This window comes from Streptomyces sp. NPDC041068, from assembly GCF_040647455.1.
GTDB lineage: Bacteria > Actinomycetota > Actinomycetes > Streptomycetales > Streptomycetaceae > Streptomyces.
Genome location: NZ_JBEZCG010000001.1, coordinates 751,332 through 769,800, shown reverse-complemented (window position 1 = coordinate 769,800; position 18,469 = coordinate 751,332). Strand labels below are relative to the sequence as shown.

The 18,469-nt window shown below is 74.0% G+C and carries 3 protein-coding genes (1 of these 3 running past the window's edge); all 3 read right to left on the bottom strand.

Features of this window, described 5'->3' with window-relative positions; translation table 11 throughout:
- Positions 1–36 precede the first annotated feature (36 nt).
- Tightly spaced (at most 16 nt apart), the 3 genes in view from AB0B50_RS03005 to AB0B50_RS02995 form a layout consistent with a single transcriptional unit that may run on beyond the window.
- Positions 37–3,663 carry a beta-ketoacyl synthase N-terminal-like domain-containing protein gene (locus AB0B50_RS03005; protein WP_362324536.1) on the bottom strand — a complete coding sequence of 1,209 codons (3,627 nt, stop codon included), beginning with the start codon at positions 3,661–3,663 and terminating at the stop codon, positions 37–39.
- Positions 3,664–3,679: 16 nt separating this feature from the next.
- A complete protein-coding gene (locus AB0B50_RS03000) occupies positions 3,680–12,784 on the bottom strand; it encodes an SDR family NAD(P)-dependent oxidoreductase (protein WP_362324533.1) in 9,105 nt (3,034 codons plus the stop codon).
- Positions 12,781–18,469: the final stretch of an amino acid adenylation domain-containing protein gene (locus AB0B50_RS02995; RefSeq protein WP_362324530.1), read on the bottom strand. The gene runs 17,873 nt beyond the window's last position; only the last 5,689 of its 23,562 coding nucleotides appear in the window; the start codon falls outside the window, past its right edge — the gene reads right to left on this strand; it ends in the stop codon at positions 12,781–12,783. Before AB0B50_RS02995 ends, AB0B50_RS03000 begins: the two co-directional genes overlap by 4 nt.

Genomic DNA, 18,469 nt, shown 5'->3' with positions numbered 1-18,469 from the left:
TCTGGGTCGTCGGCGGCGTCCTGGTTTCTCGCCGGTTCACGCGAGCAGGCTGCTGACTGCTTCCTCGGGCAACTCGTCGATGCGCTCGATCAGTTCGGCCTCGAGAAGCTCCACCATGTCGGCCAGGGTGCGGGCCTGGAACAGTTCGCCGAGGTCCAGTTCGATGGGGAAGCCGCTCTTGATCCGGGAGATGATCTGGGTCGCCAGGATCGAGTCGCCGCCCACTTCCTGGAAGTCGTCCTCCGGACGGGCCGCGGTGACGCCGAGAACCTCGCGCCACGCTTCCGCGACCAGCTCCTGGAGCGGCCCTCCGGCCGGCTCGTCGGATACCGGGGCGTCCGGGGCGTCCGGGGCCGACTCGGTGGCGGGTCCCGCCACCGGCAGGACGAAGGCCGCCTGAGTCTTCGAGGTGGTCACGGGCGAGGCCGTGCGCGCCGCTCCGACCGCGCCCTCCAGGGCACTGTCCAGGGCACCTTCCTTCTCCGCGAGGACGACCGCCTGGTACGCCTGGTCCTCCCGGACCGGGGCCGGGGAGAGGCTGCGCACCGACCGGAATCCGCCGCGCTCCAGGGCCTGGCGCCACAGGGAGACGCTGAGCAGCGGGGAGCCCGGCAGCCTGCAGTCGTCCTCGAAGGCCCACCAGCCGCCCATCAGGCCGAAGGTGAGCGTGAAGAAGTCCTGGGCGCGGGTGGTCTCCAGGAGGATCAACACGCCGCCGGGGCGCAGGAGTTCCCGGGCGTGGGCCAGGGTGGCATCGATGTTCCGGGTGGCGTGCAGCACGTTGCAGGCGAGGACGAGGTCCTGGCTTCCGGCCTCGAAGCCCTGCGCGGCGGGCGAGGACTCGATGTCCAGCGGCGCGAAGGTCACGAAGGGGTGGTCCTTGCCGTACTGGTTGCGCCCGTACTGGGTGAAGCCGCGGGAGATGTCGGTGTAGACGTAGCTCAGCCGCCCGTCCGTGCCGTCGAGCGCGGGCAGCACCTTCGCGGTGGTGCCGCCGGTGCCCGCGCCGATCTCCAGGACGGAGACGGCCGCCTCGGGGTCGCGCTCGCGGCGGGCGTTCACGTACCGCGCGACGAGCCCGGCGACCAGGCCGTTGGTGTCGCCGTCGCTGTGGTAGACGGCCTCCACGGCGTCGAACGAGCCGCCGGGGAAGAGGACTTCGTGGGCCTTCCTGCGGCCGGTGAGGACGTCGGGGAACTCCTCCAGGCAGATCGTCAGGAGGTGGAAGTACCCGTCCATCTCGGGGTAGTCGGCGGTCACCGCGCGCTTGAGGTCGGCCAGTTCGCCCTCCTCCCAGGTCAACGCCTGTCCGTCGGTGACCAGTTCGGTGGTGACCAGCTCGTCCCCTTCGGCGCGCAGGTAGCCGCCGTCGGCGAGGACGCCGAGCAGGCCGTGGAAGAGCGGCAGGTGCTCGTCGACGACGCCGAGCCGCTGGACCAGGTCCGCCTCGCGGTGGCGCTGCCCCGCGGCCGTGAAGACGTCCATGCGGCGCAGCGACGCGAACAGCATCCGGCGGCAGACCTGGGTCAGTTCGCGCACCATCACGTCGGAGCGCAGGGCGGCTTCGAGGTCGCCCGCCGCCGGGTCGGACCGCAGGTGCGCGTCGGCGGCGGCGTCCAGCTCGGCGAGGACGGACGGCACGGCGGCGGAGCCCGACGCCCCGGTCGCCGCGCCCGGAAGGGGAGTTCCGGGCGCGACGCCGGAGGCCCAGGCGTGCGGGAACACGTCCCGCACGAAGGGGTGGCCCGGCAGCCCGATGCGGCGCGGGGCGCTGCCGGTGTGCAGGCGGGGCCAGTCGACGGCGGATCCGGTGGTCCAGGCCGCCGCGAGCTCGTCGACGTCGCGGCCGGTGGCGGCGGGCGCCTCCTGGCGGCGCTCCGTCACCTGGCCGTGGCGCGCACCCGGCACCTCGGTGGCACCGCCCGCGAACGCGTCGAGGCGTTCGAGGAGTTCGGCCAGGGAGTCGGCGGTCACGGCGAGCCGTTCCGCGAACGCCTCGCGGCCCACCTGGAGCGTGTACGCCACATCGGCGAGCGCGTCGTCACCGAGCTCGGCCCGGCGCAGATGGGCGGCCAACTCCCCTGCCTTCTCGCGCAGTTGGCCTTCACTCTTCGCGGAGAGCGGCACGAGCCCGCGCCGCCGGGTCACGGCCCGGACGGCGGCCTTCGGAGCAACGTACTCCTCGATGATCACGTGGGCGTTGGTGCCGCTGTAGCCGAAGGAGCTCACGCCCGCCACCCGCGGCCCCTCGCCCTCGGCGGTCCAGTCGGCGGGCTCGCGGCTGACGTAGACGGGACTGTCCTCGAAGTCGGCGTGTTTGTTCTCGGTACGGAAGTTCGCGGCCGGGGGAAGCTGTCCGTGCCGCAGACACAGCAGCACCTTGATGGCGCCGAGGACTCCGGCGGCGCCCATGGTGTGCCCGATGTTGGCCTTGACCGAGCCGATCGCGCAGAACTGCCTGCGCTCGGTGAACTCGGCGAACGCCTCGGTCAGTCCGAGCACCTCGATGGGGTCGCCGAGGCTGGTGCCCGTGCCGTGCGCCTCGATGTAGCGCAGGCGGCCCATGTCGACGCCGCTGCGCCGGTAGACGTCGCGCAGCAGACCGCTCTGCGCGGTGGAGCTGGGCGAGGTGATGCCGGAGGTACGGCCGTCCTGGTTGGTGGCGCTGCCCCGGATGACGCCGAGGATCCGGTCGTGGTCACGCACCGCGTCCGACAGACGCTTCAGTACGAGGACTCCGACGCCCTCGCCGACGAGCATGCCATCGGCGTCCGCGTCGAAGGGGCGGCAGGCCCGGCCCGGCGAGACGGTGCCGAGGGCCTCCATCGTGACGAACGTGCCGGGGTGGTTGGCCACGTACACCCCGCCCGCGAGCGCCAGGTCCGACTCGCCGTCGAGCAGCAGTCGGCGCGCGATGTCGACCGCGACGAGCGAGGACGAGCAGGCGGTGTCGACCGTCATCGCCGGTCCCGCGAGGTCGAGTTGGTAGGCGAGGCGGGCCGCCATGATGCTGGTGTCGGAGCCCATCAGGGCGTGCGCCGAGTACTCCGCCTGGGGCGCGAGCCCGGTGCTGCCGACGACGGTGGCGACGGCGCGGCCGCGCAGTGCGGAGGCGTCCTGGCCCGCGTCCTCCAGGGCGTGGTAGCAGGATTCGAGCAGGACGCGCTGGGCGGCGTCCATCGCGGCGGCCTCGCGCGGAGCGATGCGGAAGAAGGCCGGGTCGAACTCCTCGCTGCCGGCCATCGCGCCGTAGCGGGGCGCGGCGACGTCGGGGAAGTGCTCGGCGAGCAGCGAGAGCGCGACCGGGTCGTCGACCTCGGTGGTGCGGTCCTCGGCGTTGCGGATCACCTCCCACAGCTCGTCGGGGTTCCGGGCGCCCGCGGTGCGGCAGTGCATGCCGATCACCGCGATCGCCTCGGGCGGCGCCTGCCGGTCCCGGTGGGCCGTGACGCGCTCGGCGAGCCCTGCGAGGTCACCGGCCTCGGTCACCGCGCTGGTCGCGAGAGTGGTGCCGAAGCGGGCGTTGACCTCCTCGGTCAGCGCCACGGTGGTGACCAGGTTCAGGCCGAGGTCCTTGAAGGACGCCTGGGCGGCGCGCTCGGGAGAGACATCGAGGACACGGGCCGCGAGTTCCGACAGCGTCTGCTTGACGTGGGGCGACATTGACTCTCTATCTCCTTCAGCTCCGCGGGGCGCGCGGCTGCGCGGTGGTCTCTGCCAGGTGTGCGCCGTCTGCCAGGTGGGCGCTGTTGGTCCGCAGGCGTTCCGCGTCACTGGCGGAGGCGCGCTTGCGCAGCCGGAACAGGCGGCGTCCGATCCAGCCGCGCCGCAGCGGCTCGGCCAGGTCGGGGTCGGGCCGCGGGTCCACGGCGTCGTACAGGAGCAGTTCCTCGACGACGAACCTGTTCCGTGCGAACACCTCGGACCAGGTGCGCGCGGTCGGCACACTGATGCCGGCGCCGGGGTCGACCAGGTCGCCGCTGAGGGTGCACAGGTGGTCGGCGAGCAGCAGCTGTCCGCCGTCCACGACCGCCGCGTCGAGACGGGCGAAGAGGGTCTGCTTGTCCTCGACGCGGTGGCAGGCGTCGACGCCGTACACCAGGTCGTACTGGCCGGGGAACGGGTCGAGCGGGCCGCTCCGGTGGAACAGCGCGACGCGGTCCCCCGGCCCGTGCCCCGCGATCCGCCGCTCGGCCGCGTCGACCAGTTCCTTGTCGCCGCTCACGCCGTGCACGATGAGCGCGGGGTGCTCCCCTGCGAGGTCGAGGAGCGGTTCACCGTCGCGTACGCCGAACTCCATGACGGCGCCGAGCTGTTCGAGGTCGGTGCCGGAGAGGAGGGTCTTGGCCGCGGCTTCCGGAGATTCCGAAGCTGCGGGAGCCGCGGTGGCTGCGGGAGCCGCGGGAGCTTCCGAAGCCGCAGGAGCTTCCGAAGCTGCGGGAGCTGCAGGTGCTTTAGGAGCTGCCGAGCCATCCGGGGCCACGGGGGCTGCGGGGGCCGCGGGTGCTGTCTTCGCCGCCGCTCCGTGCCCCTTGCCTCCCCGCGCCTTCGTGAGCCGCCGCTGCAGATACGCCGCCAGCGGGCCCGGCGCCGGTTGGTCGAAGACCAGGGTGACGGGGAGCCGCAGGCCCGTGGCGCGGCCCAGGCGGTTGCGGAGTTCCACCGCGGTCAGGGAGTCCAGGCCGAGCTCGACGAATCCGGTGTCGGCACCGATCGTCGCCGCATCCGTGACCAGGACGGACCCGACCTGGTGGCAGACCAACTCCAGGAGCGCGGCGCGCTGTTCGGCCTCAGGGAGGTCGGTGAGCCCGTCCAGGCCCCCGCTGTCCGGCGGCGCGACGGCGGCCTCCACCCCCGGCACGGCCTTGATCAGCCCGCGGTGCAGCGGGTGCCCCGCGCCCGACTCGGCCTGGGTGCGCAGCGCGGCGAGGTCCAGGCGCATGGGCACCTGGAGCGGCTCGTCGGCGCCGCGGGCCAGGTCGAAGAGCGCGAGGCCGTCCGCGGAGGGCAACGGCAGCAGACCGCCGCGGGCCATCCGTCCGGTGTCGCCCTCGCTGAGGTGCCGGGTGAGGCCGGTGGCCTGCTCCCAGTACCCCCAGGCGAGGGAGGTGCCCGGCAGCCCCTGCGCCCTGCGGTGCTGGGCGAGGGCGTCCAGGAAGGAGCTGGCGGCGGCGTAGTTGGACTGGCCGGGGTTGCCGAGCACACCGGCCGCGCCGGAGAAGAGCACGAACTCGGCGAGGTCGAGGTTCTTCTCGCGCGTCAGCTCGTGCAGGTTCAGCGCGCCCTCGGCCTTGGGCCGCAGGACGCGGGCGAGCCGCTCGGGGGTCAGCGCGTCGAACACGCCGTCGTCCAGGTCGCCCGCGGTGTGCACCACGGTGCCGAGAGGGTGCGCGGCGGGAATGCCGTCGAGCACCTCGGCGAGCCGCGCGCGATCGGCGACGTCGCAGGCGAGCACGGTCACCTCGGCACCGGCGGCGGTGAGTTCGGCGGTCAGCTCGGCCGCGCCGGGGGCGACGGGGCCGCGCCTGCTGAGCAGCACCAGGTGCCGGGCCCCGCGTGCGGTCACCAGATACCGCGCGAGCATGCCGCCGAGGACGCCGGTGCCGCCGGTGATCAGGACGGTGTGCGCGGGGTCGGGGCGCCGCGGCACCCTCAGGACGATCTTCCCTACGTGGCGGGCCCGGCTCATGAACCGGAAGGCGTCCGGTGCGCGCCGCAGGTCCCAGGCGCGCCGGGGCAGATGGCTGAGGACGCCGCGCGCGAAGAGGTCCACGATCTCGTGGAGGATCTCGCCGATCCGCCGCGGCCCCGCGTCGACGATGTCGAACGCCCGGTACCGGACGGCGAAGTGCTCGGTCGCGACCTGTCCCGCGTCGCGGACGTCGGTCTTGCCCATCTCCACGAACCGGCCGCCGCGCGGCAGCAGGCGCAGCGAGGCGTCGACGAACTCGCGGGCGAGCGAGTCGAGGACGACGTCCACGCCGCGTCCCTCGGTGACGGTGCGGAACTTCTCCTCGAAGCCCAGGTCACGGGAGGAGGCGAGGTGGTCGTCGGGCACCCCGAGGTCCCGCACGGCGTCCCACTTGCCCTCGCTCGCGGTGGCGAAGACCTCCGCGCCCAGGTGCCGGGCGAGCTGGACGGCGGCCATGCCGACGCCGCCCGCCGCCGCGTGCACGAGGACCGACTCGCCCGAGCTCAGGCCGCCCATGTCGACCAGGCCGTAGTAGGCGGTGGCGAAGGCGACGGGGACGGCGGCGGCCTGCTCGAAGGACCAGCCGTCCGGCATCCGCACGACCGTGTGCGCGTCGGCCACGCAGACCGGGCCGAGGCCGCTGGGGAAGAGGCCCATCACACGGTCGCCGACGGCGAGGTGCGACACGTCGGCGCCGACCTCGGTGACAAGGCCCGCCCCCTCCGCGCCGAGCGTCAGCTCTCCGGGGTACATGCCGAGAGCCCCGAGTACGTCACGGAAGTTGAGCCCCGCGGCACGCACCTCGACACGTACCTGCCCCGCGGTCAGCGGGGCATCGGCGGCGGGCCAGGGCAGCAGGGCGAGGTTCTCCAAAGTGCCCGCGCCGCTGGTGTCCAGGCGCCATGCGGTGCCGTCGCCCGGGGGCACGAGCGCGCCGTCCGAGGCAAGCGGGGCAAGGCGGGCCACCGTCGCCTCGCCGGCGCGCAGGGCGAGCTGCGACTCGGCGGCGTCGATGGCTGCCGCGACAGCCGCGGGCAGCGCCGCGACCGACGCGTCGGTGCCGTCCACGTCGACCAGGAGCAGTCGGTCGGGGTTCTCCGCCTGCGCGGCCCGCAGCAGGCCCCACACGGGGGCGTGGGCCAGGTCCTCGACGTCCTCGCCGACGCGGGTGGACACGGCCCGCCGGGTCACGACCACCAGGCGTGCCGCGCCTTGCGTGTCGTCGGCGAGCCGGCCGCGCACCAGGTCGAGCGCGCGGGCGGTGGCGGCCCGGATGCCGACCGCCAGGTCGTCCTGCCGCTCGGCGTGCAGGGACACCAGGGCACTCTCGCCCGCGCCGTCGTCGGACACGGCCGTGCCTGCGCGGCGCAGGGCGTCGGCGAGGCCGAGGTCGTCGGGGCCCGCCACGGTCCACGTCCCGGCGGGCGCGTCGACCGGGGTCAGCGGCGTCAGCGGGGTCCAGTCCAGGCGCAGGAGTTCATCGGGCAGGGCCGTGCGCGCGGCTCCTTGCCGTACGCCGGTCGCGGATCCGCCCCGTACACCGGTCAGAGGGCGCAGGACGAGCGAGTCGAGGACGGCGAGCGGCCTGCCCCCGGTGTCGGCGACCTGGGCCGAGACCGCGTCGGTCCCCGCGGCGGTGAGGCGCACCCGGACGGTGGCTGCTCCCCCGCCGAACAGGCGCATGCCGGACCAGGAGAACGGCAGCAGTCCGCCGCCGTCGCGGACGAAGCCACCGAAGCCCATGGCGTGCAGGGCCGAGTCGAGGAGCGCGGGGTGCAGGCCGTAGCGTGCGGCGTCCCGGGCGTCGTCGAGCGCGGCCTCGGCGAACACCTCGTCGCCGCGCCGCCACACGGCACGCAGGCCGCGGAAAGCGGGGCCGTAGGCGTACCCGGCGTCCGCCATCACTTGGTAGTAGTCGTCCACGGGTACGGCCTCGGCGCCGGTCGGCGGCCACACCGCGAGGTCGAAACCCGCGTCGGCGTCGTCGGGCGCGAGCAGCCCGGCGGCGTGCCGCGTCCACGGCTGCGCGGCCTGCTCCGCCCCCTCCCCCGCTGCTTCGGTGGACGGCTCGGCCAGGGCGTACACCTCCACGGGCCTGCCGCCCGTGGCGTCCGGTGCCTGGACGACGAGTTGCAGGTGGGCGCCGCCCTGTTCCGTGAGGGTGAGCGGCGCCTCCAGGGTGAGCTCTTCGAGCCGCCCGCAGCCCAGCGTCCGGCCGGCGTGCAACGCCATCTCCACGAAGCCGGTGCCGGGGAAGAGCACGGTGCCGGACACGGCGTGGTCGGCGATCCAGGAGTGTGTGGCCAAGGACACGTCGCCGCTGAACACGGTGCCGCCGTCGGCGAGTCGGACGACGGAGGTCAGCAGCGGATGGCCGGGCGTCTGCTGGGCGGGGACCGCGGCGGACGCCAGGGGCGGCAGGGACGCGCAGGACGTCCCGGATGCCCCGGACGGCAGAGACGCGTCGGGCGTCCTGGACGGCAGAGACGCGCCGGACGTCCTGGACGGCAGGGGCGCGGAGTCGTCGATCCAGCAGACCTTGCGCTCGAACGGATACGTCGGCAGTCCCGACTTCCGCACGGGCGCGCCCTCGCCCTCCTCGTGGAGCCCGGACCAGTCGACCACCGCGCCGCGCACCCACAGGTCGGCGATCCGGCCGAGGTCCCGCTCGCGCAGGGCCTCGTCAAGTCCGGCCGCGTCCATCCGGGCGGCGGTCGCCGCGAAGACGGCGTCGGACGGCCGGCCCCGGCGCCAGCGCGCGAGGTGTCCGCGCAGCTCCTCGGCGCCGGAGGCGACGACCGCCAGACGGTGGGTCAGGTCCACGCGTCCGACCTGGAGTGTGTACGCGATGTCAGCGAGGTCGGCCGAGGGCCTCTGGGCGAGGAAGTCGAGCCAGATGTCGACGTACGCGCCGAGCCGTTCATCGGTGTGCGCGGAGAGGGCGAACACGACGGGGCCTCGGGCGGTCCTCCGGGGGCGCGCCTCGGGTTCGGGCGCCTCTTCGACCACGACGTGCGCGTTGGTGCCGCCTCCGCCGAGTCCCGTGATGCCCGCGCGGCGCGGCGCGGGCACACCGTCGACCACGACCTGCTCCCACGGCACGGGGGTGCCGGAGAGCTCGAAGGGCAGCCGGTCGACGTCGATGGCCGGGTTGAACTCGTCGGGCAGCCGGGTCGGCGGCAGCGTGCGGTGCTGGAGGGCGAGGACGACCTTGAACAGCTGCGCCATGCCCGCGGACGCCTCGCCGTGGCCGATGTTGGGCTTCAGGGAGCCGATGCGGAAGCGTCCGCTCGCCCCGGTCCTGTCCTCGAAGGCCTGGGTGAGGGCGGTCATCTCGACGGCGTCGCCGATCTCCGAGCCGTTCGCGGTGGCCTCCACGTAGCCGATCGTCCGCGGGTCGACCCCGGCGTCGCGCAGCGCCTCCCTGATCACCTCGGCCTGCCGCTGGGAGCTGGGGCTGGTGAACCCGATGGTCCGGCCGTTGTGATTGACGGCGCTGCCCCGGATGACGGCGCGCACCGGGTCGCCGTCGCGCAGGGCCCGGCGCAGCGGCTTCAGGAGGACGACGCCGACCCCCTCGCCGGGCACGATGCCGTTGGCGTCCGCCCCGAACGACGCGCAGTCGGAACGGTCGGAGAGCAGCCCCACGGTGGCCAGTTCGACGTACGTCGACGGATGCAGGTAGAGGTTCACGGCGCCGGCGAGCGCCAGGTCGCAGCGGCCGGAGCGGAGGCTCTCGACCGCCTCGTGCAGCGCCACGTGCGCCGAGGAGCAGGCGGTGTCCACCGCCTTGCTGGGGCCGCCGAGGTCGAACTGGAAGGAGACGCGGTTGACCATGTCGCCGAAGGAGGTGCGGGGCATCTCCAGGCGGCCTTCGGAGCCGAGTTGGGTGAAGCCGTGCTTCGCGCCGCCCGCGAACACGCCGATGCGGCCGCGTACGTCGGCGGGCAGCTTCGAAGGTGCGTGGCCCGCGTCCTCCAGCGCCTTCCAGCACTCCTGGAGGAACAGCCGGACCTGTGGGTCGGTGTTGCGCGCCTCCTGCTCGGTGAAGTTGAACAGAGCGGGGTCGAACCGGTCGAACCCGTCCAGGAAAGCACCCCACTTCGAGTGGCTCTTGCGCACCACGTCCTCGCCCTCGGGATGCGGGTCGTAGTGCTCCCGCCAGTCCCAGCGGCGTCCCGGGACCTCGGTGACGGCCGAGCGGCCCTCCATCAGGAGCTGCCAGTAGCGGTCCTGGTCGGGGGCGTCGGGGAAGGTGCCGCTCATGCCGATGACGGCGATGGCACCGTCGAGTTCGTCGGCTTCGGTTGCGGCATCTTCGGGCTCGGGCTCGGCATCGGGCTCGGCATCAGCTACGGATACGGCTACGGCCTGCGCTTCGGCTGCGGGAGTCGGCTCCGATTCTGATTCCGGCACCGGTACGGGCTCCGCGGCGACAGGTACGACAGGAGCGGCAGGTGCGACAGGTGCGGCCGCCGAGCCGCCCCACCCGAGGAACGCCCTGCACGCGTCGGGGAATCGCTCGACCAGGTGCCCGGCCACGCCCTCGACCTTCGCGAACTCGAAGAAGAGCGTGCGCGAGGCCGCCGGGAACGCCTCGCTCAGGAGCTGGTTCAGCCGGGTGCGCGTGATCGAGTCGATGCCGAAGCGGTCCAGCTGCTCCCGCGGGTCGACTCCGCCGTCGCCCTCGCCGTCCGCGGCCCCCGTCAACTCGGTGGCCATCAGGGCGATCCGGTCCTCCATCGCCTGCGCCAGCCGCTCGGGGCGCTGCTCGGCGGCGGGCTGCGTGGCGGCAGGTACGGGAGCGGGAGTCGGCACCGACACCGGCGCCTTCGCGGTTGCGGGCACAGGCGCAGGAGCGGGCACAGCAGCCACAGCCGTCGCCATGGCCGCCTCAGGTATGCCGTGCCGGGTCCTGGCGAACGGATAGCCCGGCAGCGGCACCCGGTGCGGGGGACCGTTCCTGTGCAGGCGACGCCAGTCGATGGGGCCGCCGCGCACCCACAACTCCGCGACCTGGGCGAGCTTGCCGCGCTCCAGCCACTTGCCGACGGCCTCGCGCAGCTCGTCGTCGTCCCCGAAGAGCCGAACGACGTCGCCCCGTGCGTCGACCTCACCCGCCCAGCAGTTCGCGGGGAGTTCCTGCCCGGCGGCCACGGCCCGCAGCCCTGCGACGAGTTCGGCACGGTCGCGGACCATCAGGGCGGCACGCGCCGGGAGTTCGGCCCTGCCGAGCTGCAGAGTGCGGGCGACGTCGGCGAGCGGCGGCAGCGCTCCCCCGCCCACGGAGACGCTCCCGGCGCGAGGGCCGGCGCCACCCGCATCGGCGGCCAGCAGCGCCAACTCCCCTGTCGTACGGCCCGCATGGAGCGCGTCGGTCGCCAGGCGCGACCCGAACTCGGCGTCCAACGCGTCGCCGATGCGGGCCAGCTGCTCCGGACGTACTCCGTAGGAGTCCAGGCGCTCGTCCGGGTCGATCTCGTCGGCGGCGACGCCCAGGACGCCCGCCACGACCGCGCACACCCGCACGGCATCCACCCGCACGGCGTCCACCGGCAGCGGGGGAACGGAATTCTCCGGGTGCGCCGACTCCAGATGCTCCGCGAGGACGTGCGCATAGGCGCGCAGCCGCTCGGGAGTGCGGGCCGACAGCGGGACGAGCTGCGGTCCGCCCTCGTCCACGCGGGCGGCCATGGCCGTGTCGGGAACGTACTGCTCGACGACGACGTGCGCATTGGTCCCGCTGTGCCCGAAGGAGTTCACCGCGGCCATCAGCGGGGCGCCGGTGGAGCTCTGCCAGGGGCGGGCCGCCTCGTCGGGGACGAAGGCCGAGTCCTGGAAGCGGATCAGCGGGTTGAGCCTGCGCAGGGTCGGCATGCCGACGAGCCTGCCGTGCCGCATGGACAGCAGGACCTTGATGAGCCCGACGACTCCGGCCGGGGCGCCGGTGTGGCCGATGTGCGCCTTGGCGCTGCCGATGGCGCAGAACTCCCGCTCGCCGGTCAGCCGGCGGAAGGCCCTCACCAGGGCGTTGGCCTCGACGGGATCGCCGAGCGCGGTGCCGGTGCCGTGCGCCTCGACGTATCCGACGCGCTCTGCGGGGATGCCGAACCGTTCGTACGTGTCGAGGACGAGCTCCTCCTGCGCGGCGCCGTTCGGCGCGGTGATGCCGTTGCTCGCGCCGTCCTGGTTCATGCCGGTCGCGCGCACCACGCCGTGGATGTGGTCGCCGTCGGCCACCGCGTCGGCGAGCCGCTTGAGCACGAGGACGGCCACGGCCTCGGAGTACACGGTGCCGTTGGCGTCGGCGTCGAAGGTGCGGCACTGTCCGCTCGGCGACATCGCGCCGCTGTCGACGAGGAGGTCGAGGCCCCGCGCGTCCAGACCGGCGTTCACGCCGCCGACCAGCGCGAGCGAGGACTCGCCCGAGCGCAGGCTCTGGCAGGCCAGGTGCACGGCCGCGAGCGAGGACGAGCAGGCCGTGTTGACGACGAGCGCGGCGCCGCGCAGGTCGAGGAAGTACGACAGGCGCGAGGCGACCAGCGCGTCGGAGGCCCCGGTGAACGACTCGTGCGGGTAGCCGGTGGGCTCGGCGCCGATGAACAGTCCCGTGCGGGAGCCCGCAAGCGACTTCGGGTCGAGCGCGGCGTCCTCCAGGGCGTGCCAGCTCTCCTGGAGCAGCAGCCGCTGGTTGTGGCTCATCAGGTCGGCCTCGTGCGCGCGGATGCCGAAGAACTCCGCGTCGAAGCAGTCCCGTTCGGCCAGCGCGCCGCCCCAGCGGTAGCCGCCGGGGTCGTCCGCGGCGACGTAGTGGTCGGGCAGCTCGCCGTAGCCGACGCGGCCCTCGGTGAGGTTGTGCCAGAACTCGCGTACGTCCGCGGCGCCCGGGAACTGCCCGGACATGCCGACCACGGCGATGTCCAGCATCCGCGGGCGGTCGTGGCCATTCCGGTCGCCCCGGTCGCCCCGGTCAGGCCCGGGGGCGGCCGCCGGCGTCTGACGGCGCGCGTCCAGCAGGTCGCGTGCCGCGTCGGCACCGACCGCTCCCCTGGCGTATCCGTCGAGGATGTCGCGGAAGTCCGCGCTGCTCATCGTTGCTCCCTCGTGGCCAGCTCGGCGTCGAGCAGGTCGAGCACGTCGGCGGCGGAGAGCTCTCCGGCCGCGAAGCGTGCCTCCAACGTCGCGATCAGGTCGTCCGGTGGTGATGGCACTGCCAGTTCCAGTTCCGGTTCCGGTTCCGCATCCGGCTCCGGTCCCGACGGGCCGAGCAGCTCGGCCAGGTGGTCGGCGAGCCGCTCGACGGAGGAGAACTCGTACAGGGCGGCCGCGTTCAGCTCGATGTCGAGCTCCTCGGCGATCTGCGCGACGAACGTCGAGCCGGTGATCGAGTCGACGCCCAGGTCGGCGAAGGCCGTCGAAGGCGACAGGTCTGCCGCGGGCACGCGCAGCGTCCTGGCCAGCCGTTCGACGAGCAGCCGCCGGATCTCCGGAATCCGGTCGCCGTGGCCCGCCGCCCTCCGCCGCGTGCCTGCCTCCGCCCGCTCGGACACCCCGGAAGCTCCAGAAGCCCCGGGAGGCACCGCCACAGGGGCGGCGGCCCGCATCCCGATGACCTGCCGGTACCGGCCCGCGCGCAGCAGCCGCACCGCGGTGTCGAAGCAGGCGGCGCCCTCGCCGTCGGCCAGGAAGCCGAGCGTCGGGTAGTCCTTGGCGGCCTCGCCGAACGAGGCGCGCCAGGCACCCCAGTTGACGATCCCGACCGGGAACCCGGCGGTGGGTCCCACGGATCGCGCGAAGGCGTCGGCGAAGGTGATCCCGGCCGCGTAGGCGGCGTGGGTGCCCGCGCCGCCGAAGGAGAAGGCCTGCGCCGAGGAGAAGTAGCAGAGGAAGTCGAGCGGTTCGTCGGCCACGGCCTCGTACACGTTGCGCGCGCCCGCGGCCTTCACCTCGTAGTGCGCGCGGAACTCGTCCTCGCCCAGGTCGGCGAGGGCGCCGGGCGCGCCGGTGATGCGGGTGGCGCCGGCGAAGAGCACACCGTGGATCCCGCCGAGGAGCGCCTTCGCCTCGGCCATCGCCCGCCGCGCCTGCGCGGGGTCGGTGACATCGCCCTGTACGTAGCCGACGCGGTCCCCGTACAGCGCCTCGCGCACGGCGGGGTCGCCCTGCGGCCTGCGTCCGACACAGACGACCTTGGCGTCGTAGCGGTCGACGAGGTGGCGGCTGACGACGCGCCCGACGAATCCGCTGCCGCCGACCACCACATAGGTGCCGCCGGGCCGGATGCCCGGCAGTCCGGGCCTGGCCGCCTCGGACGGCTCCACAGGGCGGACCTCCTGCCGGTAGCGGCGGCCGCCGCGCAGCGCGACGAGGTCACCGGCCGGGGACGCGGGTTCCGCGGCCACCGCGGCGGCGACCGCGGCGCGGCCCTCGGGTGTGCGCAGGTCGTCGCCCGCCACGTCGAGGTTGCGCACGGCGAAGCGGCGGGCGTCGCGGGCCACGAAGTAGGTGAGCCCTGCCAGGCCCGCGCCATGCGCTCCGCTGTGCTCGCCGGCGACCGACTGGGTGTCCTGTGTGACGACGCAGAGGTCCGTGGTCGTACCGGCGGGTGCGAGCCGCTGGACGGCCTCGACCAGGCGGAGCAGGGCGAGTTCGGGACCGGCCGTGGTCACGGTGGCGTCCGGGGCGGGGCCGGTGACGACATGGACGCGGTCGGGAGCGGGACCGCCGAGGGCGAGATGCCCGTCGAGGGCGAGATGCCCGTCGAGGGGACGCTCGGTCACCTCGGCGCCGCCGCGCCGGTAGTGCTGTGCCAGGGCGTCGGCGAGCGCTGTGCCCGTCCGGTCGGCCGCGATCAGCACGGTCCGCGGCGCGTAGCCGCTGCCGGGGGCGGCGTCCGACTCCACCCAGCGGGGCACCGTCAGGAGCCCGGAGGGCGGCACGACGGGGGCGTCCGCGGCAGGGACGGGCTTCGGGAGCGGGGCGGCGCCCTTGGCGGGAACCCAGTGCCTGTCGCCCCCGAAGGGGTACGTCGGCAGGGCCACGCGCCGCGGCCGGTCCGCCCCGAAGCCGGACGACCCGTGGTGGGCGTGCCAATCGACCGTGCCACCGTCGTGCCAGCGCCGCGCGGTCTCGTCGAGCCCCGTCGCGCCGAGCGCGGGGCGCACGCCGTGGACGGCGAAGTCGTCGAGCAGACGGCCGAGTTCGGCGATGTCACGGGCCACGAAGGCAGCACGTACGGCCCACTCCACCCGGCCCACCTGCAACGTGTACGCGATGTCGCGCAGCGCACGGCCGCTGCCGTCGCCCGCGGTGGATCCGCCGAGCGCGTCCCGCAGGCGCGCGGCCATCTGTCGCAGCTGCTCCTCGGTACGGGCGGAGAGCGGCACGAGGACGGGTTCCGACGCGGCCACGCGGGCGCGCGCCGACGTCGAAGCGGACGGCGCGTGCCGCTCCGCGTACTCCCCCGCGTATTCGCCTACGTACTCCTCCAGGACGATGTGCGCGTTCGCCCCGGTGGCTCCGAAGGAGCTCAGGCCCGCGCGGCGCGGCCCCTCCGGCGGCGCGGGCCACGCCGTGGTCTCGCGCTGCAGCCGGAAGGGCGTGCCGTCCAGGCCGAGCAGCGGGTTCACGGTCCGCGCGTGCAGCGAGGGCACCAGCGTGCGGTGGTGCAGTTGCAGGGCCGCCTTGGTCAGGCCCGCGATGCCGGCCGCGGACTCAGCGTGCCCGATGTTGGACTTCACCGAGCCGAGCGCGCAGAACCCGGTGTCGTCGGTGTCCCTGGCGAAGGCGGTGGTCAGGCCCCGCACCTCGATCGGGTCGCCGAGCGAGGTGCCGGTGCCGTGCGCCTCCAGGTAGCCGATGGAGCGCGCGTCGACGTCCGCCGCGGAGAGCGCCGCGGAGATGACGGCGGCCTGGCCGACCGGGCTCGGCACGCTGAATCCGCTGGCGGCGCCGACGTGGTTGACGGCGGACGCGGCGACGACCGCGTAGATGTGGTCGCCAGCGGCCTCGGCGGCGGCGAGCGGCTTGAGGACCACCGCGCCGACGCCCTCCGCCGAGACGTAGCCGTCCCCGCCCTCCCCGAAGGAGCGGCAGCGGCCGTCCGAGGAGTGCATGCCGACCTGGCCGTAGGTGCGGTACTTGCCGGGGTGCAGCGAGAGATTGGCGCCGCCCGCGATCGCGACCTCGCACTCCCGGCGGCGCAGGCTCTCCACCGCCAGGTGCAGCGCCGTGAGCGAGGACGAGCAGAGGGTGTCCACCGTCATGCTCGGGCCGTGGAAGTCGCAGACGAAGGAGACGCGGTTGGCGATCTGCCCCTGGTTGAGGCTGAGCGGCACGGACGTGGCGGCCTCGGCGGCCACCAGCGTGTAGTCCTTGTGCATGGCCCCGGCGAAGACGCCGACCGCGCGGCGCAGGTCGGGCCCCTTTGCCTCGGCGAGGGTGGCCGGGGTGTATCCGGCGTCCTCGATCGCCTCCCAGCAGGTGCGCAGGAACCAGCGTTCCTGGGGGTCGGTGATCTCCGCCTCGGGGCGGGAGATCCGGAAGAAGTCGGCGTCGAACCGGTCGACGTCGTCGAGGAATCCGCCCCAGCGCGAACCGGTGCCCTCGTCGGACGTCCAGCGCCCGGCCGGCACCTCGGTCACGCTGTCGCGGCCCGCCTTGAGGTTCTCCCAGAAGGCCGCGAGGTCCGTCGCGCCGGGGTAGTGCCCGGCCATGCCGACGATCGCGAAGCGTTCGGTACGAGGGGTGGGCATCCGGCGGCGATTCAGTCGGGGGCGCGCGAGCGGCTGCCGTACAGCGCCGGTGCCTGTGGTGCCAGAGGCGCCGGTTCCGTGCCAGCCGGCAAGGATCGCATGGGCGTTGGTGCCGCCGTCGGCGAAGCTGGACACGGCGGCGACCAGCGGAGCGTCGGGCCAGGGGACGAGGCCTCGCTCGAAGCGCAGCGGTGACGCGCCGAAGTCGAAGTGCGGCAGCGGTTGTTGACCGCTGAGGAACGGGACGATCCGGCGGTTGCGGAGCATCAGGACGGCCTTGATGACTCCCGCGATGCCTTCGGCGCACTGCGGGTGGCCGATGTTCGGCTTGACCGAGCCGAGCGAGCACGGGGTGTCGGAACCGGGGCGGTAGACGGCCGCGATCGCCTTGAGCTCGATGAGGTCGGGTACCGGGGAGCCCGCCGCGTTGGTCTCGATGTACGTGACGTCGTCGGCCGCGACCCCTGCGCGGGCAAGGGCGCGGGCCATCACGCCCTGCTGGGCGGCCGGGTTGGGCGTGGCGGGGCCCGCGGTCCTGCCGTCGTTGTTGACCGCCACCGACTTGATCACCGCGTGCACGCGGTCGCCGTCGGCCTCGGCCGCGGCGAGCGGCTTGAGCAGGAGGACGCCGACGCCCTCGGCGGGCGTGAAGCCGCGGGCCCGCCGGTCGAAGACGTGGAACTCCGGCTCGGTGTTGAGCAGCCCGCGCCGGTCGAACAGACGGTGTCCATCGGCGTTGGGGAGCAGGGTGATCCCGGCGACCACGGCTGCCTCGACGTCGCCGGAGCGCATCGCCTGGATCGCGTGGTGCATCGCGACGAGCGCCGAGGAGCATGCGGTGTCGACGACCGCGCCGGGGCCGCGCAGGTCGAAGTAGTGGCACAGGTTGGCGGCCAGGTAGTTCTGGCCGACGGCGACCACGGGGTTGCGGCTGCGGCCGAGGGTCGCGTCGTCAGGGTCGTGCCGGGTGCGGCCGCCGACGTAGACGCCGACCTCTCGCCCCTTCAGCTCGTCGGGGGCGTAACCGGCGTCGCAGAACGCGAACAGCGTCTCCTCCAGGAGCAGCAGCGCCTGCGGGTCCATCGCCGCGGCGTCGCCGTCGGAGAGGTGGAAGTGCCCGGGGTCGAACCCGTCGAGCTCGACGAGGCCCGCGGTGTACCCGGTCTCGCTCCCCCATCGTCGGGCGGGCACGGCACCGATCGCGGACCGTCCTTCGCTGAGCAGCCGCCAGTAGCCGTCCAGGTCGGGGGCGCCGGGGAAGCGACCCGACATACCGACGATCGCGACGTCGAACGGGCCGTCGGCGGGGGGTTGTCGACGCGGTGCGGGAGCGGTGTTCCGGGCCGTGGAGCCGGACGGCCGCTCGGCGACCGCGGCGGCTGCCGTGTTGACTGCTCTGTCGACTGCCGTGTCGACTGCTGTGTCGACTGCCGTGAGGGTCGCCTCCGTACCGAAGGTGCGCGCCAGCGCCTCTCCGTGATGATCCGTCAGCCAGCCGATGAAGGACTCCACCGTGGGGTGGTCCACGAGCACCGACGGGTCGAGTTCGGCGTCGAGTTCACCGCCGACCTTCCGCAGGATCTGCACCATCATGATCGAGTCGGTGCCGTAGTCCGCGATGGGTACGTCGGCCGCGAGCCGTGCACGGTCGAAGCCCAACTGCTCGGCGAGCAGGCCCAGAAGCCACTCCTCCGCCTCCTTCGGCGCAGCAGCCGCAACTCCAGGACTCGCGGGAGCGGCCTGCGCAATTGCCGCCGCGCGCACCTGCGCCTGCGGCCTGCGGACACGCAGTGCCTCCGGCGTCCACTCCGCGGCGACGATCGCCGGCAGGACCACGGGCCCGGCCCCGGTGGACAGCACATGGTCGAGGAGCCTCAGCCCTTCCGCCTCGGAGAGCTCGCCGAGGCCGGTGGCCCGGTAGCCGGGTCCGGGCCGTTCGCCGCCCATGCCGACGCCCCGCCAGCTGGGCCAGGCCACACTCACCAGCGGCAGCCCGTGCGGCGCGCGGCGGGCGACCGCGTCC